This is a genomic window from Pseudomonas sp. S2_B10 (assembly GCF_054668425.1).
This window is the reverse complement of the sequence record NZ_CP162768.1, coordinates 1,420,190-1,446,064: the sequence shown is the minus strand read 5'-3', so window position 1 is coordinate 1,446,064 and position 25,875 is coordinate 1,420,190. Positions and strand designations below refer to the sequence as shown.

Sequence of the window (25,875 nt, the reverse complement as noted above, 5' to 3'; positions counted from 1 at the left end):
GATTGAAAATGTACTGTGTTTTTGTACAGTTGTTTTCGGCCGGGATCAAACGCATTTTTCGAATTTGCCTAGTTCGTCGGCTCCAACCAGACGGACGGTGCCTGTCCCAGCACTCGCCGAAACATCGTCGAAAACGCCGCCGGGCTCTCATAGCCGAAGTCCAGAGCAATCCGCGTCACGGCTTCCCCTGCCGCCAGCCGTGCCAGTGCCTGAATCACACAGGCTTGCTGACGCCACTGACGGAAGCTGAGCCCGGTCTGCTGCCGAAACAATCTGTTAAAGGTACGCAAGCTTATGTGTAACTGATCGGCCCAATCCTGCGGCGATTGGTGGGTGTTGGGCATGTTCAGAAAGGTCTGACACAGACTGAGGAGCTTTCCTTCGGCGGGCATGGGAATGTGTAGGGCAAGGGGCGCGCTGCGTGCCAGTTCATGCAACAGCAAGTTGATCAGCACACCGTCGCGTCCGGCCTGGTCGTACATCAGTGGCACGTCCACCGCTTCCATCAGTAGATGCCGCAGCAGCGGCGACACGTTGAGCACTTGGCAGTCCGGCCCAAATTCCACGTTTCCCGGCTCGATATACACGCTGCGCGTGCTCACCCCGAGCATCAATACCTCATGGGCCACGCCCGGCGGAATCCACACTGCGCGTTGCGGCGGAACCACCCAATTACCGTTCTGAGTGCTGACCTGCATCACGCCGGTGGCGCCGTAGAGCAATTGCCCACGGCGATGCGTATGAAACGGGAGTAGGTGGCCGTGGGAATAATCGGTACCGATGGCCACGACCGGGCGAGGCGTATCATCGAGCTGATTGATCGAAATATTGCGCATCAGGCGTGTTCCAGCGATTGGCGTAAACGCGAACATTATTGGCCCAACTACTGAAGCCGGCCAGTGCATCACGCTCTAATGTCCTGGGCTCCCCCGATCCTGGACGCCCACCATGTTCTACCTCCTGCTTACGCTGTTCGGTTGCCTCACCGGCATCAGCGCCGTGCTCTTCGGTTTCGGCGGCGGCTTCGTAATCGTGCCGCTGCTCTATCGCATGCTCACCGCCAGCCACGCAGCAGACGACCCCATCGCGCAATCGGCCATGCACATCGCCGTGGCCACCTCGACCTGCGTGATGATCGTCAACGCCCTGATCGCCACACGCAAACACCAACGCGCCGGCAATCTGCTCCGGGACTACCTCTGGCCATTGGGCGGGTTTATCGGCGTGGGCGCGGTCGTCGGCGCCATCGCTGCGATGTGGGTCAGCGGCCAAGTGATTCGCTACGCCTTCATCGCCTACCTGGGCGTGACCATCGTCGATTGCCTGCTGCGTCGCGGATTTCTCACCCAGTCCCAGACGACAATCCCACGGCGACTGACCACGACGGAAACATCCGCCGGCGGCGCAGGCATCGGCGCCATCGCGACCTTCCTAGGTGTAGGAGGAAGCGTCATGACCGTGCCGCTGCTGCGCCGCTGCGGGCTGAGCATGTCGCAAGCGACCTCCATGGCCAATCCGCTCAGCGTGCCGGTAGCGCTGGCCGGGACGCTGACGTACATGGCGCTGGCCGGTTTCACCGGGGCTGATCTGGGGGGTTGGTATATCGGGTATGTCGATGTGCTGGCGTTTGCGCTGCTGGCGGTTGGCTCGTTGCTGGGGATCAGATTGGCCTCGCGATGGATTGGGCGGATACCGGATCGGGTGCATGCCTGGATCTATATTGGTTTGCTGATCGTGGTGCTGCTGAGCATTTCGCTCAAATGAATCGTTGATTGGCGCAGGCGAAAGAAATCAGAATCAGCGGCAGAGCGTTGCCTCCAGTCTTCAGCAGAGAACCAGGATGTTGATCTTCAATTGCACCGAAGCCGCCAGCAAGTTTTTCAGCCGTGTTCATAAAGGCCAAACGATCACGCCGGTGGACACCAAACCGCCATCATCAGTTATTGAGGATGATGAACTGAACGGCGCGGACGAACAGTGGTTGGTTCATGCGATCACTGTGCAGCGCAAACATGTGTTGTTGGTCCTGCACATCAAAACCCGCTATTGCGTGATCCTGGCTGATGCCAAAAAAGCCGACGATCACGAGTTCGTTCTGCGCTTCACCGAGCGTTGGGTGAATGGCCTGATGATCAATGCCCAAAACCATGGCCTCGGACAATGGCTAGACCCCGAGGTGATGTTGGCGCGGATGCAACAGACTTGTGAGCACCAGCGATTCTATCGGCGCGGCCATCGCAGCGCGCAAAAACACATTGATGAAATTGCCTGGTGTTTTCGAGACAAGGTCGCTGGAACGGGTTGCTTACCACCCAATGAAGTCACGGCGATGGTTTTCGACGAACAAATGAACGACACGCCAAGAAACAGCAAGGGAGCCAAGTCCTACTACTTCCCGGACGAGGAAATGACGCTTCACTGGCTGCGCCATTATTGCTTTCTCGATGATGTCCAGCTGCATGCTGCGAAAGAGCGTCGGCATCAAGTCGCGCGGGAAATAGCGGAGATGGAGCGCAAGGCTTTTAGGGAAGAGTATGAGAGGCAAAATTCGAATGATTAAGCCGGGGCATGATGCACTCACAGGTTGAGTAACAACCCCATGTCCCCTCATTCCAACCCCGGCGCTTCACGAATAATGAAGTGATCCAGGTTCTCGATATTGGCATTGAAGACCTCGAAAGGTTTTTCCGGGTTCTTCTTGCCGGGCACCTGCTTCAGCTCCGGCGTTACGCCATAGAAGAAACAGAACAACGCCTTGTCGCTATCCACAGCGTGCTTGATCTCTTCCAGAAACGCCTTGCGCTTGCGGTAGTTGTCGATCAGCTTCTTGTTCAGATAAACACTGACCGGATACGGCTTTTTCTTGTTGTCTTCGGGCTTCTTGAACCAGACCTTGTCCTCGAAATCGATACGAAAACTGGCACTGTGGAAGTCCTCGATCTTCTTGATCCGCCCCCAGTAGATCAGCCCCTTGTTGTCCGTCAGATACTCGATCTTCTTGAAGAACGAACTATACGGCGCCGTATGCTCACCAATCTTCAACGGCATGCGCTTGAGCAAATCCTTGTCGGCGAAGTTGGAAACAAAACACTCCACCGGATGCGCAAACACACTGGTCTTGTCCGGCGCCGACTCACGACCCGCCGACTCTTTACCACTGTCCGCCGCCGCCCGCACCGGATCATCGCGCAACACATCCGCCGCCCCCGCTGGCGCGACAGGCTTGCGCACATACTCACGCCGGGTCAGTAACAACTCTGATGGGAAATGTTCCTCACGCCCGTCATCCACCTCGCCATCCGCCGTCTCAACGCCAGAAGCCGACGCCTTCAAACTCACATACGGACAACCCGCCACATGCTGCGTGGTGGGCAGATTCTTGAAGTGCGGCGTGCGCACGTAATTCACATTCTTGGCGTTGAACGTGCCCAACTCATTGGAAGCCTCGAACGCCGAACGACAGGCATCGTTGGGGCACTGGAAGTGTTCCTTCGCCGAGTCAAACGCCACCGTCTCATCGAAATTGAGATCGCGAACGTCATAGATCGACAACTTGTCGTCGAGGCTGAGGCAGTAGGCGAGATCGAATTTCATGGTGGGGCTCGGATCCTTGAGTGGGGGAGGGGTATTAATAGCGGGAGGCGGCGCGGGTTGCACTGATTGTTTTCAGGATGATGCGGGATTTGTGGGAGGCAGCCCGCTGGCGATTTGTGGCATCAACCTAATCTCGAATCCAGACACCGACCCAGCAGCAACACATTGAATTGTGGTGAGGGGATTTATCCCCGTTGGGCAGCGAAGCTGCCCCAAATCCAGCAAATGAGGTTAGCCAGACAAACTGCAATTATTCCTTTTCGAGTCTTCCAACGTTGTCATACAGCCAAGCAGTGAAAGCCTCTCTGTCGTCCGAATGATGGCAACGTTGGTGACAGTTGGGACACAACGCCACAACATTCGTCTCAAGGTCCGAACCCTTTTGCGACATGTGCTTAACGTGATGCACTTCTAAAAACGGTTTCCCATTTTTTTCAAATGGCGCTGCTTTGCCACAACCCTCGCACTTTCCATTGGCTTGCTGACGAACCCAGCCCCTCAATTCAGGATCGCGAAAGTAAACCTTTCTAGTGGAAGTCGTTTGGATTGGTGTTTTTATCCCTTTGGGGACGTAATCAAATTGCTTTTGCTCAAATTTAGCCGCGCGTTGCTCGAGCAATGCTTCGTCCGCCGTTGGATTGGAATCTTCAAGTGTCAGAACGGTAGAAGCATCAAGTGCCTTACGGATGCTGCTCGCTACATTCGCGCCAACATTCTTGGCAGGTTTATAGCCTTCAATACGCTTTCTATCCATCTCGACCAACACGGTAGAAATGTTCTGCATCCGGAACTCGACAGAGCCTTTAGTCCGACCGGCTAACGGGCCTTCGCGCAGGATGCGATTCTCCTCAGTCTTGACGAATTTCTGGCCGCTCTGCTCGCGTACAAGCATCTTCAGATAGGCATCGACTGCCGCCTGAATCTCGACCTCACTCCAATCGCTATTACTTTTTTCCGTGTCCATAAAATCGCCGAGGGTTGAAAACCCTCGGACGATACTGAGTGGCCATCACTGCTGTCTAGGAAATTTCCTACAGGGAAAAGCGACTGATCCTGCCAAATCCTACCAATGCATCGTTAACCTAATTACCGCTTATCGCCCATAAAAAAGCCCCGATAAAATCGGGGCTTTTTGCTTTCTCGACTTGTCGACTCAGGCAGCAATCGTCAAATCGCACCAAGCGACACTATTAGTCCCAGCTCAGAGCACCACCAGTTTGGTATTCGATCACGCGAGTCTCAAAGAAATTCTTCTCTTTCTTCAAGTCCATGATCTCGCTCATCCAAGGGAACGGGTTGGTGGTCCCTGGGTACTCTTCTTTCAAACCAATCTGCGACAAACGACGGTTAGCGATGAACTTCAGGTAGTCCTCCATCATCGCCGCGTTCATGCCCAGTACGCCGCGAGGCATGGTGTCGCGGGCGTATTCGATCTCCAGCTGGGTGCCCTGCAGGATCATCTGGGTCGCTTCTTCTTTCATCTCAGCATCCCACAAATGTGGGTTTTCGATTTTGATCTGGTTGATCACGTCGATGCCGAAGTTCAGGTGCATGGATTCGTCGCGCAGGATGTATTGGAACTGCTCGGCGACGCCGGTCATTTTGTTGCGGCGGCCCATGGAGAGGATTTGGGTGAAGCCGCAGTAGAAGAAGATGCCTTCCAGAACGCAGTAGTAGGCGATCAGGTTGCGCAGCAACTCTTTGTCGGTTTCCGGGGTGCCGGTTTCGAACTTTGGATCGGAGATCGAACGGGTGTACTTCAGGCCCCAGGCTGCCTTTTTCGCGACCGATGGGATCTCGTGGTACATGTTGAAGATTTCGCCTTCATCCATGGCCAGCGATTCGATGCAGTACTGGTAGGCGTGGGTGTGGATCGCTTCTTCGAAAGCCTGGCGCAGGATGTACTGGCGGCATTCCGGGTTGGTGATCAGGCGGTACACGGCCAGGACCAGGTTGTTGGCAACCAGGGAGTCGGCGGTGGAGAAGAAGCCGAGGTTGCGCATGACGATGCGGCGCTCGTCGTCGGTCAGGCCTTCCGGGTTTTTCCAGAGGGCGATGTCGGCGGTCATGTTGACTTCTTGCGGCATCCAGTGGTTTGCGCAACCGTCCAGGTACTTCTGCCAGGCCCAGTCGTACTTGAATGGCACGAGTTGGTTGAGGTCGGCGCGGCAGTTGATCATGCGCTTTTCGTCAACGGCGACACGGGCGGAAGCGCCTTCGAGTTCGGCGAGGCCTTCGGCGACGTCGAGGGAGTTCAGTGCAGCCTTGGCGCGGGCCACGGCGGCCGAGTCGTCGGCGGTGACGGCGCGGGCTTCCAGCGCTGCGGCGCCGCCGGCGTTGTCGAGGCGGTCCATGTTGGCTTCGCTTGCGTGGCCGGCGTTGGCGCCTTTCACGGTTGCGACTTCACTGTCTTCTTTATCGAATTCGTCCCAGCTCAGCATGACGTGTCGTCTCCTGCGTGAGGGCTTGTGCCCGTGTGAAACCTGATGGGTTGGTTTTTCACACGGCCAAACAAGCCGCGTTGGATGTCGTTTTTTGCAGCGCTGCACGCAGGCAAATAAACAGAAATTTTGACGGGTTCCGAGAGCCTCTGATGGGCGCAATCAGCATTGGGCACTGTTGCGGGGCTTCAGAATGGCTTTTGCTCCCTGTAAGGGAATATTGCTGACCCGTATAGGGCGGCATTATAGGGAAATTTTTACCGGCGTGGTGCGGCGAATCGGCTCATGGCGAGGCCGAGGAGGGGGTGGATTTCGGTCCGACCGAGGGATTACAGGGCTTTGCGCGGAATCGACCCGAGCAGATTTTTTTTCGTTAATTTTTTGGCAGGTGGTTTTTTGTTTAAAAAATAGCCAGAAAATCGGGTTTTTCACTATATCTAGTGTTTTGCAAGCCTTTTTCGCGGCTCCAGACACAACTGAGCCCGACCGTAGCCGGGCTGGAATCGACCCTCAATGTAGCGCTGAGCGATCCGATTCGGTGCAGTCTGGTTCAGTTCGTGCAGCCATTGCCCATGATGCTGTAGCGCAGGATGTGGCGTTGGCCTTTGGAGTCGTCGTATTCCATTTTCGCCGGTACTACTTCGCAGACATTTGGTACTTCGCTCATCGATACAACTTTGGCGATGTCCAGATGTGTAGAGTAAGTGTATTCCTCGATGACCGGTTGTTGCTGTGCGACATCAGTCGGGACCTCGTCTGCCATGGCGGTTGCGCACAGACTGCTGAGGGCCAGAACCAATAAAGCTTTCATTTCTAATTCACCTTTTTGAGGTCGAGTGGGGTCACGCAACCTTTTTAGGGTTGCGTGTGGAGCTTGAGTATTTGATGCGTTACTTGGAGAGCTGGATTAACGGCCTTCGTGGGGGCTGTAACGTTGTTAATCGCGGTTGCCTTGTTGGCGAGGTGAATTTTAGGGCGGTGGGATGCAGGTAAACAGGGGCGGTTTTGATAAACACTTTTGATAGATTTGGTAACAATCGATTGAGGTCTTGGTGTCTGGCCGGATGGGGTTTGCCTGAAGGACTGCGTTGACTGCATCGCTGGCAAGCCAGCTCCCACATGGAATGCGGACATTTTGTAGGGGCTTGTTACTACCATCGTCGAATGGTTCTATGGCCCCCACCCGGCTACAACAGGGTCATACAAAAACAACTATTACACCGAGGTAGGAAAGATGAGTGCGGCTTCTCTGTATCCCGTTCGTCCCGAGGTTCTGGCAAACACGCTGACTGACGAGGCGACCTACAAAGCCATGTACCAGCAGTCGGTCGTCAACCCTGACGGCTTCTGGCGCGAGCAAGCCAAGCGTCTGGACTGGATCAAGCCCTTCACCACGGTGAAACAGACCTCGTTCGACGATCACCATGTCGACATCAAGTGGTTTGCCGACGGCACCCTGAACGTTTCCTATAACTGCCTCGACCGCCATCTGGCCGAGCGCGGCGATCAAGTCGCGATCATCTGGGAAGGCGACGATCCTTCCGAGAGCCGCAACATCACTTACCGCGAACTGCACGAACAAGTGTGCAAACTCGCCAACGCCCTGCGCGGTCAGGACGTGCACCGTGGCGATGTGGTGACCATTTACATGCCGATGATTCCCGAAGCCGTGGTCGCCATGCTGGCCTGCACCCGGATCGGCGCGATTCACTCGGTGGTGTTCGGCGGTTTCTCGCCGGAAGCCCTGGCCGGTCGCATCATCGACTGCAAATCGAAAGTGGTGATCACCGCTGACGAGGGTATTCGCGCCGGCAAGAAGATTTCCCTCAAGGCCAACGTCGACGACGCCCTGACCAACCCGGAAACCAGCAGCATCCAGAAGGTCATCGTGTGCAAGCGCACCGGTGGCGACATCAAGTGGAACCAGCATCGCGACATCTGGTACGAAGACCTGATGAAGGTCGCGGGCACCGTTTGCGCGCCGAAAGAGATGGGCGCTGAAGAGGCACTGTTCATCCTTTATACCTCCGGCTCCACCGGCAAGCCGAAGGGCGTGCAGCACACCACTGGCGGTTATCTGCTCTATGCGGCAATGACCCACGAGCGCGTGTTCGACTACCGTCCGGGCGAAATCTACTGGTGCACCGCCGACGTCGGCTGGGTCACCGGCCACAGTTACATCGTCTACGGCCCGCTGGCCAACGGCGCGACCACCGTGCTGTTCGAGGGTGTGCCGAACTACCCGGATATCACCCGGGTGGCGAAGATCATCGACAAGCACAAGGTCAACATCCTCTACACCGCGCCGACCGCGATCCGCGCGATGATGGCTTCGGGTCAGGCGGCGGTTGAAGGCGCCGATGGCAGCAGCCTGCGTCTGCTCGGTTCGGTGGGCGAGCCGATCAACCCGGAAGCCTGGGACTGGTACTACAAGAATGTCGGCAAGTCGCGTTGCCCGATCGTCGATACCTGGTGGCAGACCGAAACCGGCGGCAACATGATGAGCCCGCTGCCGGGTGCTCACGCGCTGAAGCCGGGTTCGGCGGCGCGTCCGTTCTTCGGTGTGGTGCCGGCGCTGGTCGACAACCTCGGCAACATCATTGAGGGCGAGGCTGAAGGCAATCTGGTGATTCTCGATTCGTGGCCGGGTCAGGCGCGTACGCTGTACGGCGATCATGATCGTTTCGTCGATACCTACTTCAAGACCTTCCGTGGCATGTACTTCACCGGTGACGGCGCGCGTCGCGATGCCGACGGTTACTACTGGATCACCGGGCGTGTGGACGACGTGCTCAACGTTTCCGGCCACCGCATGGGTACCGCCGAAATCGAAAGCGCGATGGTCGCGCATCCGAAGGTGGCCGAAGCTGCGGTGGTGGGTGTGCCGCATGACATCAAGGGGCAGGGCATCTATGTCTATGTGACCTTGAAGAACGGCGAGGAGCCGACCGAGCAGTTGCGCCTGGAGCTGAAGAACTGGGTGCGCAAGGAGATCGGCCCGATTGCTTCGCCGGACGTGATCCAGTGGGCGCCGGGGCTGCCGAAGACCCGTTCGGGCAAGATCATGCGCCGCATCCTGCGCAAGATCGCCACGGCGGAATACGACGGGCTGGGCGATATCTCGACCCTGGCGGATCCGGGTGTGGTGCAGCATTTGATTGATACGCACAAGACCATGAATGTTGCTTAAGCGTTAGAAGCATAGGAGCCCTGTCCGGTAATGCCGGATGGGGCTTTTTTGTGCCTAGTGGATTTGTGTTGATCGGGCTGGCCTCTTCGCGAGCAGGCTCGCTCCCACAAGGAAACGGGCGCATTTCAAATGTGGGAGCGAGCCTGCTCGCGAAGGCGATCTGTCAGACACCGCAGTAGTCACCTGTAGGAAACCGCAACACCCCAACCAATAATTATCGATCTGCACCGTCAGACCTTTCCCGCTGTTACCCGCCACAACCCAATGTGTAACCGCCCGCGCCAAACCGGGGCGAAGGGAAACGCGGCGCCCCGTTTTAGAGCCTCACAACCTGCGCTAAAAAATAAGACATAACGCTGCGCTTGCCGGATTAGAAGGGTTTACGAATAATAGGCCCGCAACTTGCAATATGTATCGGTTCACTGTCTTTCGCTCTTGCATGAAATTGCAAGGCTGTCAATGAGCTCAAACCGCTTTCTCGGTGCATCTGTAATTAGTTGTCGCATTGAAGAAATATCGGCTTCGGGCCTGTCGTTAGAATGCCGATCACTCGCTCATCGTGGCTGACGTTGAAATCGCCTGCGGTTCCAATGGGAAATTTCCGCCGATGCGCAACCGATTTCCGATTCACCCATTCGCATATTGGGCTGTCGCTCACTCTGCCGTTTTTGCCCTTTACCGATGGAGTCCCAAGATGAAGAAACTTGTGCTGCTTGGCGCCCTGGCACTGTCCGTGCTGTCGATGAATGCCTTCGCTGACGAAAAACCGCTGAAGATCGGTATCGAAGCGGCTTACCCTCCGTTCGCTTCGAAAGCACCGGACGGCAGCATCGTCGGTTTCGACTACGACATCGGCAACGCGCTGTGCGAAGAAATGAAGGTCAAGTGCGTGTGGGTCGAGCAAGAGTTCGACGGCCTGATACCGGCTCTCAAAGTGCGCAAGATCGACGCGATCCTGTCGTCGATGTCGATCACCGAAGATCGCAAGAAATCGGTCGACTTCACCAACAAGTACTACAACACCCCGGCGCGTCTGGTCATGAAGGCCGGTACTCAGGTCAGCGAAGGTCTGGCTGAACTGAAGGGCAAGAACATCGGCGTACAGCGTGGCTCGATCCACGAGCGTTTCGCCCGCGAAGTTCTCGCTCCACTGGGCGCCGAGATCAAGCCGTACGGCTCGCAGAACGAAATCTACCTCGACGTGGCTGCCGGTCGCCTCGACGGTACCGTGGCTGACGCTACCCTGCTGGACGACGGCTTCCTGAAAACCGACGCCGGCAAAGGCTTCGCGTTCGTCGGCCCGGCCTTCACCGACGTCAAATACTTCGGCGACGGCGTAGGTATCGCGGTGCGCAAGGGCGACGCCCTGAAAGACAAGATCAACACTGCCATCGCGGCCATCCGCGAGAACGGCAAATACAAGGCAATCCAGGACAAGTACTTCGCCTTCGATATCTACGGCAAGTAACACGTCTCTGCGACAAGTCCGAAATGGCGCAAGCAACAGAATCTCTGCGGTTTGCGCCATTTTTTCATCCCAACTTTCGAGGACCTGAATCATGTTGAAAGGCTACGGGGCTGTCATCCTCGATGGCGCATGGCTGACGCTTCAGCTCGCCTTGTCGTCCATGGCTCTGGCCATCGTTCTCGGGCTGATCGGTGTCGCGTTGCGCCTGTCGCCGGTGCGCTGGCTGGCGTGGCTGGGCGATCTGTATTCGACGGTGATCCGCGGCATTCCCGACCTGGTACTGATCCTGCTGATCTTCTACGGCGGTCAGGACTTGCTGAATCGCGTTGCGCCGATGCTCGGCTATGACGACTACATCGACCTGAACCCGCTGGCCGCCGGTATCGGCACCCTCGGTTTCATCTTCGGTGCGTACCTCTCGGAAACCTTCCGTGGCGCGTTCATGGCGATCCCCAAGGGCCAGGCCGAAGCGGGCATGGCGTACGGCATGAGCAGTTTTCAGGTGTTCTTCCGGGTGATGGTGCCGCAGATGATTCGTCTGGCGATTCCCGGCTTCACCAACAACTGGCTGGTACTGACCAAGGCCACCGCGCTGATCTCCGTGGTCGGTCTGCAAGACATGATGTTCAAGGCCAAGCAGGCGGCGGATGCCACGCGCGAGCCTTTCACCTTCTTCCTCGCAGTGGCGGCGATGTACCTGGTGATCACCAGTGTTTCGTTGCTGGCACTGCGTCACCTTGAGAAGCGCTACTCGGTAGGCGTAAGGGCGGCTGATCTATGATCTTCGACTACAACGTCATCTGGGAGGCACTGCCGCTGTACTTCAGCGGCCTGCTGACCACCCTCAAACTGCTCGCGCTGTCGCTGTTCTTCGGTTTGCTCGCGGCGTTGCCGCTGGGGCTGATGCGCGTCTCGAAAAACCCGTTCGTCAATGGCGCCGCGTGGCTGTACACCTACGTGATTCGCGGCACGCCGATGCTGGTTCAGCTGTTCCTGATCTACTACGGTCTGGCCCAGTTCGAAGCGGTACGCGAAAGCTTCCTGTGGCCGTGGCTGTCCAGCGCAACGTTCTGTGCCTGCCTGGCTTTTGCCGTGAACACCAGCGCCTATACCGCGGAAATTATCGCCGGCAGCCTGAAGGCCACGCCGAACGGTGAGATCGAAGCGGCCAAGGCCATGGGCATGTCGCGCTTCAAGCTGTACAAGCGCATCCTGCTGCCGTCGGCCCTGCGCCGGGCGCTGCCGCAGTACAGCAACGAAGTGATCATGATGCTGCAGACCACCAGTCTGGCGTCGATCGTGACCCTGATCGACATCACTGGCGCGGCACGTACCGTCAACGCGCAGTTCTACCTGCCGTTCGAGGCGTACATCACTGCCGGCGTGTTCTACCTGTGCCTGACCTTCATTCTGGTCAAGCTGTTCAAACTGGCCGAGCGTCGCTGGTTGAGCTACCTCGCGCCACGGAAGCACTGATATGCAACGCATCGACCACGTATTGCCGTGGAGCCACCTGGGCAGCGAGCGCAAGGTTTCGGTTTTCCGGTTCGGTGAGGGCGAGCGCAAGGCCTACATCCAGGCCAGCCTGCACGCCGATGAACTGCCGGGCATGCGCACCGCCTGGGAGCTGAAAAAGCGCCTCGGCGAACTCGAAGCCCAAGGCTTGCTCAACGGCGTGATCGAGCTGGTGCCGGTGGCCAATCCGATCGGCCTCGGGCAATTGCTGCAAGGCAATTTCCAGGGCCGCTTCGAGGCGGGCAGCGGCAAGAATTTCAATCGTGATTTCGTCGAGCTCAGCGCGCCGGTCGCGGCGGCGCTGGGCGAAAAACTCGGTGATGATCCGCACGCCAATGTGCGCCTGATCCGTCAGGCAATGGCCGACCACCTGGCCGGATTGCCTGAAGCAAGCAGCCAGTTGCAAGGCATGCAACGTGTGCTGCTCAGCCACGCCTGCACCGCCGATGTGGTGCTGGATCTGCACTGCGATGCCGAAGCCGCGCTGCACATGTATGCGCTGCCGCAGCACTGGCCGCAGTGGCGTTCGCTGTCGGCACACCTGAACGTCAAGGTAGGTTTGCTCGCGGAAGATTCCGGCGGCAGCTCGTTCGATGAAGCCTGCTCGTTGCCATGGCTGCGCCTGTCGCGGCAGTTCCCCGAGGCGCAGATTCCGCTGGCGTGTCTGGCGACGACGATCGAGCTGGGCGGGCAGGCCGACACCGGCCGCGTCGAAGCCGAGGCTTATGCTGAAGGCATTCTGGCGTTCCTTGCCGAGCAAGGTCTGATCACCGGCGAGTGGCCGGACCCGGCCTTCGAACCGTGCGAAGGCATGCCGTTCGAAGGCACCGAATTGTTGTTCGCACCGCACCCCGGTGTGGTGAGTTTTTCCCGCAGGCCTGGCGAATGGGTCGAGGCGGGCGATGAGATTTTTCAAGTGATCGACCCTGTGTCCGATCGGGTCAGCACGGTATGTGCTGGTACGTCCGGGGTGCTGTTTGCCATTGAACGGCTGCGCTATGCCCAACCCGGTTTCTGGCTGGCCAAGGTGGCGGGGCGCGAAGCGCTGCGTCACGGGCGCTTGCTCAACGACTGACTGACTGTTTTTGTGAGAACCGACCGCATGTACAAACTTGAAGTCCAAGACCTGCATAAACGCTATGGCAGTCACGAAGTGCTCAAGGGCGTGTCCCTGAAAGCCGCCGCCGGCGATGTGATCAGCATCATCGGCTCCAGTGGCTCCGGCAAAAGTACTTTCCTGCGTTGCATCAACCTGCTCGAGCAGCCGCACGCCGGCAAGATCCTGCTCAACAACGAAGAGCTGAAACTGGTGGCGAACAAGGATGGCGCGCTGAAAGCCGCTGATCCAAAACAGCTGCAACGCATGCGTTCGCGCCTGTCGATGGTGTTCCAGCATTTCAATCTGTGGTCGCACATGACCGCGATTGAAAACATCATGGAGGCACCGGTGCACGTGCTCGGCGTACCCAAGTACGAAGCGCGCGAAAAAGCCGAGTACTACCTGAACAAGGTTGGCGTGGCCCATCGTAAAGACGCGTTCCCGGGGCACATGTCCGGCGGCGAACAGCAGCGCGTGGCGATCGCCCGTGCGCTGGCGATGGAACCGGAAGTGATGCTGTTCGACGAACCGACCTCGGCCCTCGATCCGGAACTGGTCGGCGACGTGCTGAAAGTCATGCAGGCGCTGGCGCAGGAAGGCCGCACCATGGTCGTGGTGACCCACGAAATGGGCTTCGCCCGTGAAGTGTCGAACCAGCTGGTGTTCCTGCACAAAGGCGTCGTCGAAGAAAGCGGCAACCCGCGCGAAGTGCTGGTCAACCCGCAGTCGGAGCGCTTGCAGCAGTTTCTGTCGGGCAGCCTGAAATAAATCAGGGCTGCCGTTGCGCACCAGATTAGGTCATGCTTCGCGATCTTCTGGCTGGCTCAGATCCCTGTGGGAGCGAGCCTGCTCGCGAAAGCGGTACAACAGCCAGCAATTATGTTGACTGGTACACCGCCTTCGCGAGCAGGCTCGCTCCCACATTCTGATCTTCACCGGTTTCAGGATTTGTGTTCATTTCCGGGCTAGCATTGGCCCATGCCTTCATCACCGTTGTTCGTTTCGGATTGCCCGCCCATGACTGCCCATCGAATTGGTTTCCTGATTTGGCCCAGCACTAAAGCGTTGACGCTGGCGCTGGCGGAGGAGGCCTTGCGTGTTGCGCAGCGGGTGCACCCGGACGTGGTTTACGAACTGTCGTTCTTGCAGGCCGAGCCGCAGAGCGAAGGTGCCTGGCAATTGCCCGGCGAGCCGTGGGCCGGCAAGCTCGAGAATTTCCAGAAACTGTTCCTGCTCGCTGACGAGCCACCGAGCACCCTGGCGCCGGCGCTGAGCAGTGCACTCAAGCAACTGGTGCGTGCCGGTTGCGTGATCGGTGGTCTGTCGGCCGGTGTCTATCCGCTGGCCCAGCTCGGTTTGCTCGACGGTTATCGCGCCGCCGTGCACTGGCGCTGGCAGGACGATTTCGCTGAGCGCTTCCCGAAAGTCATCGCCACCAGCCATCTGTTCGACTGGGATCGCGATCGTCTGACCGCTTGCGGTGGCATGTCGGTGCTCGACCTGTTGCTGGCGGTGCTGGCCCGCGATCACGGTGCGGAACTGGCCGGTGCGGTGTCGGAAGAACTTGTCGTTGAGCGCATCCGCGAGGGCGGTGAGCGTCAGCGCATCCCGTTGCAGAATCGCCTCGGCTCCAGCCATCCGAAGCTCACCCAAGCGGTGTTGCTGATGGAAGCCAACATCGAAGAGCCGCTGACCACCGACGAAATCGCCCAGCATGTGTGCGTGTCCCGTCGGCAGCTGGAACGGATCTTCAAGCAATACCTCAACCGCGTGCCGAGCCAGTACTACCTGGAATTGCGCCTGAACAAGGCCCGGCAGATGTTGATGCAGACCAGCAAGTCGATCATCCAGATCGGCCTCTCGTGCGGCTTCTCCTCAGGGCCGCATTTCTCCAGCGCCTATCGCAATTTCTTCGGTGCCACGCCGCGCGAAGATCGCAACCAGCGGCGCAGCAGCAGCCCGTTCGAATTGTCGTCAGTGCCGCCGGAGCGTGGCTGAGCGCGGATCGACCCTCAATCGGTTTCCATGCCGCCGGAGAAGTCATGGAAATCCTCAATCGTCTGATACGCGGTGTCGTTGCTCGACTGCTGCTCCAGCAGGCGCAATTGATACGCCGCCTCATACCGCTGCAGGCGCTGCAAACTTTCGGCAGTCAGCGGGTTGTCGCTGAAGTCGTATTCGGTCAGCACGTCGCCGGGCTGTAAAGGAAACTCGCCCGGCAACTCGGTGATCGCGTTTCCGGACAAGTCCGCGTACATCAATCGAGGCAGTTCGAGCAGGCCGTCAGGCACCTTGCTCAAGGCACAGTTGCCCAGACGCACATCGGTCATCTGCGGGAAATGACTCAGATCCGGAGCAAAGTTGAGCGGATTATCGCTCAGGTCCACCGATCTCAGGTTTCTCAGCGTTGCGAATGCTTGCGCGGTCTGCGCAGTCAGCGTGATCTCACAGTCAGGCAGATAGAGGCTGCGCAGCCTGTCCATAGCGAAGATCGGGTTGGGAATCTCGCCTAGCGGATAATTGCGGATGTCGATGCCTTTGAGCTTCGGGAACAGCTCCAGCAGACGATCGATCCGAGGCGCAACAGACGCTGTGGTGGTCAGTTTCAATTGTTCGATGTGGTCGAAACGCGCGGTCAGCGGCGGCAGCTCACCGGTAAACGACAACTCGCAGCTGACCCTTGGCCCTGTCAGGAACGAGGGGGCACGGCGCAGGTCGTCTTCGAGGTTTTGCCTGAAGTGCTGGCGGTTGAGTCTTTCCCTGGCTGCCGCTTCGGTCGCAAGCGGCATCTGCGTGTCAGTATCGTTGGGAGTCTCGTTGGCCCAGGTATCCAGGCGTTCGAGCAGGCTGGTGAGCTCGGTTTTGCGGCGCATCAGCTCAACACGTCCATCGGCCAGCGTGCCCGCAAGCTTGTAGACCAGATCGTTGGCATCGAAGCCGAACAGCGATGGATAAAGGCTTTGCGCCAGATCGATGTCTTGCTGTTGGACCCAGACACCGAAGTTGTCAGCCTTGGCCTGGAATGCGGCCTTGATCCGTTCTCTGGAAGCAACCGACAACGGGTTGCCGCCCAGTTCAATGCCGCGATCGGAATACTGCGTCAGTTGCGCCGGCAATTCGCTGATGTTGTTGTCGCTCAGCAACGCGACTTCCAGGTGCGGCAGCTGTTCCAGCCCGGCGGGAACGCTATCGATGCCGGTGTTGATCAGGTCGATGAACGTCAGGTTCTGCAGGGTCGATAGATCGGGCGTCACCTGCAGAGGGTTGCTATACAAGTCCAGAGATTTCAATCGGGTCATCGTGGACAGGATCGCTTGTCCGGCAGGATCCAGAGTGATCTGGCACTTGCTCAGCATCAATCTCTCAAGCAACGGCAGGCTTGGCAACGATTGGGGTATCCGGCCCAAGGCGAAATCCTGCAGTTCCAGTCCGCGCAGGCCGCTGAAGCTTCGGAAAAACCCATCGGGAATGTTCAGCCCCGGATTGCCCTGAAGGTTGAGATGCGTGATGTGGCTGAAGTCAGCGGTCAGTTCCGGCAATTCGCCGGTGAATGTCGCATCGGCTTCGAAAGTATTGAACCGCAGGGCTGAGTTTTCGTTTTGCCGGCCGCGCCAGAGTTTCTCAAGGTCGCTGCTGAATCTTTGTCTGGCGGCGAGTTCTGCAAATCTTTCCGGCGCAGTCCAGGGCAGCTCTGTCGAAGGGTTGTTGACCGGCAAGCGCGCGCTCCATGTGTTGAGATCACTGGTCATGCGGGCGATTTCCGCCTCCCATCTGATCAGTTGCGCCGTGCCGGTCTGTAATGTCCCGGGCAGGCGATAAATCATGTTGATCGCAGCGTTTTCGCCCAGTCGCGGGAACAGTCTCTGCGCCATGGCAATGTCAGCCGATGGCGGCTTGATCCGGAAGTTGCGCCCTTGTGCGGCGTAGTAGCGCTTGACGCGCTCGCGGGCATTCATGGACAGAGGATTGTCGTTCAGATAGACGCTGTCGGCCCGCTCGGGATGCAAACTGAAAACAGCGTCGGGCAGCACGGTTATCTGGTTGTTATTGAGATGGAGCTCTCGCAGCAGCGGATGCTCGGCGATGCCCTTCGGCACGCTCGTCAGTTCGCTATGGCCGAGCGAGAAGTTCGTCACCTTGGGCAGGATTGTCAGGTCTGGCGCGTTTGTCAGTGGGTTATGGCTCAGATCGAGCAACCGCAACTCGGGCAGCGCGCCAAGTACCTGCTGCCCGGCAGGGGTAAGCGTCAGCGCGCAGTCATTGAGTTTGAGCTCTTTGAGATAGTGCAGACGGCTGACGAATGAAGGGATGTCATAGAGTGTGAAAGCTTTCAGTTCCAGCATCTGAAGATTCGGGAACAAGGCAGCGAACGGCTCCAGTCCCGCGATCGTCACGTTGCCCGCCAGCTTGAGGCTGGTAACGTGATCGAAGTTGACCGTCAGGCGCGGCATTTCGCCGAGGAACTTGAGGTCTGCCGCGAAAGAAGTCGTGCGCCTGCCGGTGCCCATCGATCTTTCGCCCCAGAAATCCTTTATCAATTGCTTGAAGTCCGAGCGTGCGGATCGTTGCGCCAAACGCTCGCTTGCGCTCAAGGCCTGACCGGTAACCGGGTGCGCAGACGGCGTTGCCAAGGCCCAGCGGGTCAGGTCATCGCGCATCTGTTGCTGTTCTGCTTGCCAGCGAAGCAGCTGTTGGCGACCGTCGGCCAGGTCGCCGGGCAAGTCGTAAATCATCTCGCTGGCCTCTTGCTTGTTCAAACCGGGAAACAACTGCCGGGCGAGGCTCACGTCCGGCTCGGCCGCCAATACGTCGAAGTCGTTGCGATGGAGGCGGTAGTAGTTTTTGATCTGGTCGCGGGTGGCGGCCGATAGCGGGTTGTCGGCAAGGTCAATGCCGTCACTGCGCTCGGCGGGGAGGTCGAACAGCGCCTCGGGCAGTTGCGTGATGCGGTTGCCTGCGAGCACTGCGGTTCGCAACCCCGGATGGCTGGCCAGTCCTTCAGGCACGACGGTCAGCCCGCAGTTGGACAGATCGAGATAGATCAATTCGGGCAACAAATTCAGGTCGGGGAACGTACCCAACGGATTGTCGCTCAGGTCCAGCGAGTCGAGGCTGCCAAGTGACAGCAGCGCAGCCTGATTTTCCGGGGTCATGACCACGCCACAATTTTTCAGCTCCAGATCGCTCAGTTGAGGCAGTTTTGCTTCGCCCAGCGCAAGCGGTCCCAGTTCGAAACCGTTCATTTTCAGCTTGGCAAGGTTGGGGAAGCACTCCACGAAGCGCAGGGCAGCGGTGCTATTGGCGGTGCCGGTGAGGTTCAGCCGCGTCGCGCGCTCGAGACCGGCGCTGAGTATCGGCATATCCCCACTGAACGTCGCCGTTGCCCTGAGTTCTTCAAGGCGCGGGTACAGGGGCGGGCTGCGCCAGAATTGCTCGATCTGTTGCGCAAAGGATCGCCGGGCCTCCAGTTCGCGGGCCTGTGCCTCGAGGGGAAGACGTTCCCCCGACTCAGAGGCGGTCACGGTGGCCTGGTTGATCCATTGACTGAGTTCGAGATTCAGCACGCCGAGTTCATTTTCCCAGCGGGACAACTGTGCGCCGCACTCCGCCAATGGCCCGGGCAATCGGTACAACACCTGTGTTGCGCCTTCCGTGTCGAGGGATGGAAACAAGGCGATGGTGCGTTGCAGATCTTCCTGCACGGGCCGGACGCCGAAGTGCCTTCCGGTGTGCTCGTAGAACACTTTTACCCGCTCGCGGGAAGCCGCCGTCAACGGGTTATCGGCGAAGGTATAACCATCGCTGAGGGAGCTTGCCAGGTTGAAAAAACTGTCCGGTATCCGCGTGATGCGGTTGCGATCGAATTGCGCCGAAATCAGGCGCGGATGATCCAGCAGATCGTCGGGCACCGTGTGAATGCCGGTATCCGACAGGTTCACGTAGCGCAATGAAGGCAGTGTGTGCAGGTCCGGAGGCAGGCCCAGCGCATTGCCTTGCAGATCGAGCAGGGTGAGCTGCGGCATGGCCGCGAGCACTGACTCTGTGACCGTCGTCAGACTGATCCGACAATTGCGTAAGCGCAATTCGCGCAGCGAGCGCATCGAAGTCAGTGCTTGCGGCAGGCTCGACAGATTGAGATTGCGCGCATCGATATTCTGCAACTGGCTGAAGGACTGCAGAAAGCTGTCGACAGATGTGGTCATCGGGCTGCCATCAATGGCGAGCGAGGTGATATGGCTGAAGTCTGCTGACAACACGGGCAAGTCGCCCATCACCGCAGGTGTAAGGCGCAAGGCGTATCCGGCGGCAAAGCCCTGGTGATTGATACCCGTGACGTGCTCCCGTCTCCAGGCTTTGAGCAATTGCTCCCGTAGCAGCCTGCGATTCTGGATTTCGGCGCGCTTCTCCAGCGAGGTGAGCGCCGTGCCGGTTTCCGGGTGCACGGCGGGCGGATTGTTGGCCCAGACATGCAGTTCGTTCTGCAATTGCAGGTAGTCATTTTGCAAACGAAGCATTTCGGCGCGCGGGCCTGCGGGACTGCTTCGCATGCTTTCGGCGAGGAAGCGCACTTCATGGTTCGACATGCGTGGATAGAGCACCCGGATGTCTTCTTCGAGGGTGTGCGGCTGGTAAGCGGGGCGTGGCGGACGCGGAGCATGGGCGTAACCGTCGGTACCGAGCAGGCGCAGGGTGTCGATAGCCGGCGCTCGGGACGGCGCATCGGCAATCACCTGACGCCACTCGTTGCGCTCGAGCGTGCGTTCACGAATGGCCGCCTTCAGCGCCTGACCCTGGCCGATCCGCATGTCCAGGCTCTGGCGCTCGCTGTCGGGCAATGCGTACAACAGGCTGGAATAGAAATCAGCGAACGAATGCAGCTGCTGCCCACGATCGTCATAAGGTTGGTATTGGCCATCGTCGCGGCGAACCAGCACCTTGTATTCGGGCGCATCGTCACGGCCGATCATGTCCAGTAACCGGCCCTCGTAGCGCCCGTCACGGATTTCGATACGTACATCGCCGCTCCAGCCCGGCAACAATTTGAGGCTGTGCAGCGCCAGAGAGTCAGAGTCGTGATTGCTCACCGAATCCAGCTCAAGGCCTTCATACGCGCGGGTAACGCGCACCTCGTCACTGGCCATCTGCATGAGTGCCTGCTGGCGCGGGGGCAATCGTCCTTCGCTGATCTGCAACAGTTCGCTGCCGGTCGCGGTATCGAGCAGTTCGCGGGTAATGCTGGCCGGCAATTGCGGAGGGTGAATCTTGAGTCGTGCAGCCAGCGGGTCGTCGAGGTGCTGGAGGGCTTGATAGCGCGACTCGAACAGCGCGCTGGTGTTGCGTCTGGCGAGGTCGGCCAGTTGTTTGCGCAGGTTGTGGCTGCGGACCTCGATGGACGGCGTCGGTCCCGCGAAGGGCTCGTCCAGCAAGGTTTTGATCTGCGTCTCGTCGAGGGTGTAGAGCAGCGCTTTGAGCACGTCACCACCGACCAGTTCGCCTTGGCGCAGTTCGGTCACGGGCAGGCTTGCGTCAGTAGACGACTGCCACAGTTGCTCGCCTTGGCGATCGAGCAGACGCAGGCACTGGTCGCCTGGCCAGCGGCCGTATTCGCTGAGCACCTGCAGCTGCATGACCGGGTCGGCGCGCAAAAAAACTTCAGCGTCAGCGCTGTCGAGCTGGTCGATGAAGCGTTGCAACTGCTGATCAATCTTGAAGCGCTGGATGCTGTCGGCCAGCAGAGGCGGGACCTTTTCCTGCTCGACATGCATTTTGCGCAACGCGTCTTCGCTGGTTCCGCTGATCTGCAGCACGGTTTCGCGCTCGCTCGCGGACAAGCTCTCGACCGCAGGGCCGATACGGCGCAGCGCGGTTGCGCCATCCCATTCCAGCGGTTGCTCGAGTTCAGTGTGCCAGGCGCCTTCGCCATTGTGGTGCAGCACCGGTTGGTAAGCGTCGGGGCGACTCGGATGTTCGATGCGGTACTGCCCCGGCACCTGACTTTCCGTGACCGCAAAGTGCGCGTCCTCCAAGGGCAGCAGAAGCTTGTCCTCATGCGCATGCAAACCCAGGGCATCGGGTTGCGAATCGGCAGTCGGGCGCTGCGGATGTTTGTAGCGTTCGAGATCCGGTTGCCAGTAGCGGATGTCACCATTGGCCAGTTGTACCGGTTTGAAGCGGTCGATGAACGCCACGATTTCCTTGGGCAATACTTTGCGAAACTCGGCCGCGCCAATCGCGCCGCCGACGGCGAACATGCCCAGCTGGATCATCGATTCCACGGTGCCCATCAAGTGTTCGACCGCTTCGGTCGTGCGTCCCTGCGCCCACTCGACAATGCCTTCGAATACTTCATCGAGCATCTGATAGGCCATGTACGCCATCATCGCTTCACCGAGCACCGGCACGAAGGGCGCGACGATCATTGCGGCGGTCTGGGCGATGGAAGAGAGGATGTTGACCAGCGAATCCCAGAACGCCCAGCGCGCCCTTTGATCAACCAGGGCAGTCGGTACGGCAATGGTTCGGGCGTCATTGAAAATCTTGTTCAGTTTTGCCTGGTACAGGTGTTGCCACACATCGTCGTAAAACGGCGTCAGCGCAGTCTGCAGGTCGGGCCGCTCCACTGCGGCTTCGCGCCACGCCGGCCGAGGGTCGCCGGGTTCGTGCGGGTGCCAGCGGATTTCACTCAGCCGGCTGTTGAGGGTGCTGAAGAAGAAGCCGCGCTGGTCGTGGTTGACGAAGCGGCTGAAGAACTGCTGATAGTCTCTGGAGCGCAACTGGCGCGTCAGTTCCACGACCATTTCCAATGGCGAGGCGTACTCCTTGAACGGATGTTCGGGGTCATCCGGGACGTAGGCGACGACGCGCGCTGCATTGCGTGTCATGTACAGGTCCGGGGCGAATACCACGATGCCGGTGAGCGGTGCGCAAAGCATCGTCATGTCATGACACAGCAGCGGGGCGCCGTACACATGCAGGCCTTTCACACCGTCGAGCATGGCCTCGATCAGGCGCACCGCGTTTTCCGACACGTCGCGGTTCATCCGCGCCCATTGCAGGGCCGACTTCATCGCGGCCTTCTGGCTGGCGTCGATCTTGCCGCGCAAGACCGACGCGACCATCAGATCGGAGTAGCCCAGATTGTCTTCCAGACTGGCTTTGTATTTCGCGCCGATATCCAGTCGACGGCACAGTTTTGTGAAAGCGGAAATGCTCAGTTTCGCCTTGATCTCGGGCAGGGTTTCAAACTGTCCTGTGGCCGAGGGGGCGCTAGTGAATGTCGACTCGGCTTCGAAGGCGTCGTCTTCGGTTTCCCTTTCTTCGAAGTTATGCAGTGCCGCCTCAAGCAGTGACACGGACCAGGCGCGGGCGCCGGTGCGGATCGGAAACCATGGGGTGGTGGCAGGAATGTACAGGCGCACGTAGGTGTTTCTGACATCCAGTTCCAGATCGAAGCAGCTTTTCAGCTCGGCCTTGAGCAGGGGCTCGGCGAAGGCCGCAGCGTCCTGCAAGTGCGCAAGGCTCTTGTCGACCCGGCTCTGCGCGGTGATATGCGCCGCCCCAAGGCTTTTCATCAACGCGTGCTGTTCGGCTGGCGCGACCTTGAGCGCGGCCGGCTGTTGCGGGACGCTGTTCTTCAGCGCTTCGCGCCGCGTGGCTGAGGTGTCGCCCAGCCAGGCCGGAATCGCGTTTTTCAGTGGTTGGTAATGCTCGTCCGAATGTTGCGCGTCATGTGCGGCATCCGGGGTTGCCGATGGGGGTGCTTCAGACAAATGCATGGCCATTCCTTGGCGTTGGGAAGAACCCTCAGCAAATCAGCGGCAAGCGACCACCGTGCGGTAGATATTTATGTCTCTGCCGTGGGGGCTGACTTGGTATCCTGCGCGGCCTGCCGCAAATCGGCCGCGCCCGGTAAACTGCGCCTTTGCGACGCTATATGTCGCATTGCCGTAAACCCGGGAAAATCCGGGGTTTGCGCTATAAGAAGTTGTCGCTTGGCGACAAGGCCGGGCACCAAACTGTCCTTACAATCCCCTCATCGCTCGCCAGTTCCAGGCGGGTGTTCCTCTTCAGGAGACTCCGATGTCCGTTGAGCACGCTGCGGTACAACGCGCCGATTTCGACCAGGTAATGGTTCCCAACTACGCGCCTGCCGCTTTCATTCCGGTGCGTGGCGCCGGTTCCCGGGTCTGGGATCAGGCCGGCCGCGAGCTGATCGACTTCGCCGGCGGGATTGCCGTCAACGTTTTGGGCCACGCGCATCCGGCGCTGGTCGGCGCGTTGACCGAACAGGCGAACAAGCTGTGGCACGTGTCCAACGTGTTCACCAACGAACCGGCCCTGCGTCTGGCGCACAAGCTGATCGACGCCACGTTTGCCGAGCGCGTGTTCTTCTGCAACTCCGGCGCCGAAGCCAACGAGGCCGCGTTCAAGCTGGCTCGTCGCGTCGCATTCGACCGTTTCGGCACCGAGAAATACGAAATCATCGCCGCGCTGAACAGCTTCCACGGCCGTACCCTGTTCACCGTCAACGTCGGTGGCCAGTCGAAGTACTCCGACGGTTTCGGCCCGAAAATCACTGGCATCACCCACGTTCCCTACAACGATCTGGCCGCGCTGAAAGCCGCGGTGTCCGAGAAGACCTGCGCGGTCGTGCTCGAGCCGATCCAGGGCGAGGGCGGCGTGCTGCCGGCCGAGCTGGCTTACCTGCAAGGTGCCCGCGAACTCTGCGATGCGAACAACGCGCTGCTGGTGTTCGACGAAGTGCAGACCGGCATGGGCCGCAGCGGCAAGCTGTTCGCCTACCAGCATTACGGCGTGACCCCGGACATCCTCACCAGCGCCAAGAGCCTGGGCGGTGGTTTCCCGATCGCGGCAATGATGACCACCGAAGCGCTGGCCAAACATCTGGTCGTCGGCACCCACGGCACCACTTACGGCGGCAACCCGCTGGCCTGCGCCGTCGCCGAAGCGGTGATCGACGTGGTCAACACCCCTGAGGTGCTGAACGGCGTGAACGCCAAGCACGACAAGTTCAAGACCCGCCTGCAACAGATCGGCGAGAAATACGGCCTGTTCACTCAGGTACGTGGTCTCGGTCTGCTGATCGGTTGCGTGCTGAGCGAAGCGTGGAAAGGCAAGGCCAAGGACATCTTCAACGCCGCCGAACAGGAAGGCCTGATGATTCTCCAGGCAGGCCCGGACGTAATCCGTTTCGCCCCGAGCCTGGTGGTGGAAGATGCCGATATCGATGCCGGTCTCGACCGCTTCGAACGTGCTGCGGCGAAGTTGACGCAAGCCTGATGGACCTTTCGGCGCCTGGAGTTTTTCCGGCGCCGAACCAATTTTTGATACCGGGCACATCCACCTGTTGGATTGAACCTGTGGTGAGGGGATTTATCCCCGATGGGCTGCGCAGCGGCCCCAGATTTTTGGGGGTGCTTCGCCCCCCAGCGGGGATAAATCCCCTCGCCACAAGTCCCATTCCTGCATCGATCTTTATGTGGGCCCGGTTTTTTCTGTGAATATTGAAGAGAAAGGAGTGACACCATGCTGGTGATGCGCCCCGCGCAAATGGCTGATCTGGGCGAGGTACAGCGTCTGGCTGCGGACAGCCCGATTGGTGTCACTTCCTTGCCGGATGACGTGGAACGTCTGAGCGACAAGATCGCCGCGAGCGAAGCTTCGTTCGCCGCCGAAGTGAGCTTCAACGGTGAAGAGAGTTACTTCTTTGTCCTCGAAGACTCGAGCACCGGCAAACTGGTCGGCTGCTCGGCCATCGTCGCTTCCGCCGGTTATTCGGAGCCGTTCTACAGCTTCCGTAACGAGACCTTCGTCCACGCCTCCCGCGAGCTGAAGATCCACAACAAGATCCACGTGCTCTCGCAGTGCCACGACCTGACCGGCAACAGCTTGCTGACCAGTTTCTATGTGCAGCGCGAGCTGGTCGGATCGCCGTGGGCCGAGCTCAATTCCCGTGGCCGTCTGCTGTTCGTCGCCAGCCATCCAGAGCGTTTTGCCGATTCGGTGGTGACCGAGATCGTCGGTTACAGCGACGAGAATGGCGACTCGCCGTTCTGGGATGCGATCGGGCGTAACTTCTTCGACCTCAACTACGCCGAGGCCGAGCGCCTGTGCGGGCTGAAAAGCCGCACCTTCCTCGCCGAGCTGATGCCGCATTACCCGATCTACGTGCCGCTGCTGCCGGACTCCGCCCAAGAGGCGATGGGCCAGGTGCACCCGCGTGCGCAGATCACCTTCGACATCCTGATGCGCGAAGGCTTCGAAACCGATCACTACATCGACATCTTCGACGGCGGCCCGACCCTGCATGCACGGGTTTCCGGGATCCGTTCGATCGCCCAGAGTCGCGTGGTGCCGGTGAAGATCGGCGAGCCGGTCAAAGGTGCCGGACGTCAGTACCTGGTGGCCAATGCGCAGTTGCAGGATTACCGCGCGGTGTTGCTCGAGCTGGATTACGCGCCGGGCAAACCGGTGACGCTGGATATGGAAGCGGCCGAAGCCCTGGGCGTCGGTGAAGGTGCCAGCGTGCGCCTGGTGGCGGTTTAAC

General features: G+C 59.1%; 17 protein-coding genes. 11 read left to right on the top strand and 6 right to left on the bottom strand.

Translation table 11 applies throughout. From position 1 onward, the window contains the following. Positions 1-68: 68 nt before the first annotated feature. On the bottom strand, positions 69-836 hold the full coding sequence (locus tag AB4O45_RS06365) for an AraC family transcriptional regulator (protein WP_460161210.1): 768 nt from the start codon (positions 834-836) through the stop codon (positions 69-71). Between the two features lie 112 nt (positions 837-948). Between AB4O45_RS06365 and AB4O45_RS06360 the strand changes: the two genes are divergently transcribed. Next, on the top strand, positions 949-1,764 hold the full coding sequence (locus AB4O45_RS06360; protein WP_460161209.1) for a sulfite exporter TauE/SafE family protein: 816 nt from the start codon (positions 949-951) through the stop codon (positions 1,762-1,764). A 76-nt stretch (positions 1,765-1,840) separates the two neighbouring features. Continuing rightward, the gene (locus AB4O45_RS06355) at positions 1,841-2,560 is read left to right on the top strand and encodes a DUF6933 domain-containing protein (protein WP_460161208.1); all 720 of its coding nucleotides are present in this window, start codon (positions 1,841-1,843) and stop codon (positions 2,558-2,560) included. 47 nt (positions 2,561-2,607) lie between these two features. Here AB4O45_RS06355 and AB4O45_RS06350 read toward each other — a convergent pair whose 3' ends face one another. From AB4O45_RS06350 to AB4O45_RS06335, 4 genes are all read right to left on the bottom strand, one after another. After that, the gene (locus tag AB4O45_RS06350) at positions 2,608-3,594 is read right to left on the bottom strand and encodes a hypothetical protein (protein ID WP_460161207.1); all 987 of its coding nucleotides are present in this window, start codon (positions 3,592-3,594) and stop codon (positions 2,608-2,610) included. 250 nt (positions 3,595-3,844) lie between these two features. Beyond that, on the bottom strand, positions 3,845-4,558 hold the full coding sequence (locus AB4O45_RS06345) for an HNH endonuclease (protein ID WP_150637540.1): 714 nt from the start codon (positions 4,556-4,558) through the stop codon (positions 3,845-3,847). Between the two features lie 226 nt (positions 4,559-4,784). Next, positions 4,785-6,035: a ribonucleotide-diphosphate reductase subunit beta gene (locus AB4O45_RS06340; RefSeq protein ID WP_016773579.1), complete on the bottom strand. Its 1,251-nt coding sequence runs from the start codon at positions 6,033-6,035 to the stop codon at positions 4,785-4,787. Between the two features lie 550 nt (positions 6,036-6,585). Next, on the bottom strand, positions 6,586-6,846 hold the full coding sequence (locus AB4O45_RS06335; RefSeq protein ID WP_007912695.1) for a DUF2790 domain-containing protein: 261 nt from the start codon (positions 6,844-6,846) through the stop codon (positions 6,586-6,588). A gap of 423 nt (positions 6,847-7,269) precedes the next feature. Between AB4O45_RS06335 and acs the strand changes: the two genes are divergently transcribed. The 7 genes from acs (at position 7,270) to argR (ending at position 15,305) form a co-directional block, all read left to right on the top strand. Beyond that, positions 7,270-9,225 (top strand): acetate--CoA ligase, encoded by a 1,956-nt coding sequence (gene acs, locus AB4O45_RS06330; RefSeq protein WP_056788049.1) that lies wholly within the window; start codon positions 7,270-7,272, stop codon positions 9,223-9,225. 694 nt (positions 9,226-9,919) lie between these two features. Then, complete coding sequence (locus AB4O45_RS06325) at positions 9,920-10,693, top strand: ABC transporter substrate-binding protein (protein WP_041479236.1); 774 nt, start codon at positions 9,920-9,922, stop codon at positions 10,691-10,693. A 91-nt stretch (positions 10,694-10,784) separates the two neighbouring features. Further along, positions 10,785-11,474, top strand: coding sequence for an ABC transporter permease (locus AB4O45_RS06320; protein WP_016773583.1), 690 nt, complete (start codon positions 10,785-10,787; stop codon positions 11,472-11,474). After that, positions 11,471-12,169 carry an ABC transporter permease gene (locus AB4O45_RS06315; RefSeq protein WP_024014019.1) on the top strand — a complete coding sequence of 233 codons (699 nt, stop codon included), beginning with the start codon at positions 11,471-11,473 and terminating at the stop codon, positions 12,167-12,169. Before AB4O45_RS06320 ends, AB4O45_RS06315 begins: the two co-directional genes overlap by 4 nt. Before the next feature lies 1 nt (position 12,170). Then, positions 12,171-13,283 carry a succinylglutamate desuccinylase/aspartoacylase family protein gene (locus tag AB4O45_RS06310; protein WP_056788052.1) on the top strand — a complete coding sequence of 371 codons (1,113 nt, stop codon included), beginning with the start codon at positions 12,171-12,173 and terminating at the stop codon, positions 13,281-13,283. A gap of 27 nt (positions 13,284-13,310) precedes the next feature. After that, the gene (locus AB4O45_RS06305) at positions 13,311-14,075 is read left to right on the top strand and encodes an ABC transporter ATP-binding protein (protein ID WP_007912705.1); all 765 of its coding nucleotides are present in this window, start codon (positions 13,311-13,313) and stop codon (positions 14,073-14,075) included. A 249-nt stretch (positions 14,076-14,324) separates the two neighbouring features. Further along, positions 14,325-15,305 carry a transcriptional regulator ArgR gene (gene argR, locus AB4O45_RS06300; protein ID WP_460161206.1) on the top strand — a complete coding sequence of 327 codons (981 nt, stop codon included), beginning with the start codon at positions 14,325-14,327 and terminating at the stop codon, positions 15,303-15,305. Between the two features lie 14 nt (positions 15,306-15,319). Here argR and AB4O45_RS06295 read toward each other — a convergent pair whose 3' ends face one another. Continuing rightward, positions 15,320-23,083 carry a dermonecrotic toxin domain-containing protein gene (locus AB4O45_RS06295; RefSeq protein WP_460161205.1) on the bottom strand — a complete coding sequence of 2,588 codons (7,764 nt, stop codon included), beginning with the start codon at positions 23,081-23,083 and terminating at the stop codon, positions 15,320-15,322. 304 nt (positions 23,084-23,387) lie between these two features. Between AB4O45_RS06295 and AB4O45_RS06290 the strand changes: the two genes are divergently transcribed. Beyond that, a complete protein-coding gene (locus AB4O45_RS06290) occupies positions 23,388-24,608 on the top strand; it encodes an aspartate aminotransferase family protein (RefSeq protein ID WP_016773586.1) in 1,221 nt (406 codons plus the stop codon). 246 nt (positions 24,609-24,854) lie between these two features. Beyond that, the gene (gene aruF / locus AB4O45_RS06285; RefSeq protein WP_024014015.1) at positions 24,855-25,874 is read left to right on the top strand and encodes an arginine/ornithine succinyltransferase subunit alpha; all 1,020 of its coding nucleotides are present in this window, start codon (positions 24,855-24,857) and stop codon (positions 25,872-25,874) included. The last annotated feature ends 1 nt before the right edge of the window (position 25,875 follow it).

Coding starts and splice junctions, on each gene's coding strand:
- AB4O45_RS06365 (WP_460161210.1), bottom strand. CDS start 836: ATGCGCAATATTTCGATCAATCAGCTCGATGATACGCCTCGCCCGGTC.
- AB4O45_RS06360 (WP_460161209.1), top strand. CDS start 949: ATGTTCTACCTCCTGCTTACGCTGTTCGGTTGCCTCACCGGCATCAGC.
- AB4O45_RS06355 (WP_460161208.1), top strand. CDS start 1,841: ATGTTGATCTTCAATTGCACCGAAGCCGCCAGCAAGTTTTTCAGCCGT.
- AB4O45_RS06350 (WP_460161207.1), bottom strand. CDS start 3,594: ATGAAATTCGATCTCGCCTACTGCCTCAGCCTCGACGACAAGTTGTCG.
- AB4O45_RS06345 (WP_150637540.1), bottom strand. CDS start 4,558: ATGGACACGGAAAAAAGTAATAGCGATTGGAGTGAGGTCGAGATTCAG.
- AB4O45_RS06340 (WP_016773579.1), bottom strand. CDS start 6,035: ATGCTGAGCTGGGACGAATTCGATAAAGAAGACAGTGAAGTCGCAACC.
- AB4O45_RS06335 (WP_007912695.1), bottom strand. CDS start 6,846: ATGAAAGCTTTATTGGTTCTGGCCCTCAGCAGTCTGTGCGCAACCGCC.
- acs (WP_056788049.1), top strand. CDS start 7,270: ATGAGTGCGGCTTCTCTGTATCCCGTTCGTCCCGAGGTTCTGGCAAAC.
- AB4O45_RS06325 (WP_041479236.1), top strand. CDS start 9,920: ATGAAGAAACTTGTGCTGCTTGGCGCCCTGGCACTGTCCGTGCTGTCG.
- AB4O45_RS06320 (WP_016773583.1), top strand. CDS start 10,785: ATGTTGAAAGGCTACGGGGCTGTCATCCTCGATGGCGCATGGCTGACG.
- AB4O45_RS06315 (WP_024014019.1), top strand. CDS start 11,471: ATGATCTTCGACTACAACGTCATCTGGGAGGCACTGCCGCTGTACTTC.
- AB4O45_RS06310 (WP_056788052.1), top strand. CDS start 12,171: ATGCAACGCATCGACCACGTATTGCCGTGGAGCCACCTGGGCAGCGAG.
- AB4O45_RS06305 (WP_007912705.1), top strand. CDS start 13,311: ATGTACAAACTTGAAGTCCAAGACCTGCATAAACGCTATGGCAGTCAC.
- argR (WP_460161206.1), top strand. CDS start 14,325: ATGACTGCCCATCGAATTGGTTTCCTGATTTGGCCCAGCACTAAAGCG.
- AB4O45_RS06295 (WP_460161205.1), bottom strand. CDS start 23,083: ATGCATTTGTCTGAAGCACCCCCATCGGCAACCCCGGATGCCGCACAT.
- AB4O45_RS06290 (WP_016773586.1), top strand. CDS start 23,388: ATGTCCGTTGAGCACGCTGCGGTACAACGCGCCGATTTCGACCAGGTA.
- aruF (WP_024014015.1), top strand. CDS start 24,855: ATGCTGGTGATGCGCCCCGCGCAAATGGCTGATCTGGGCGAGGTACAG.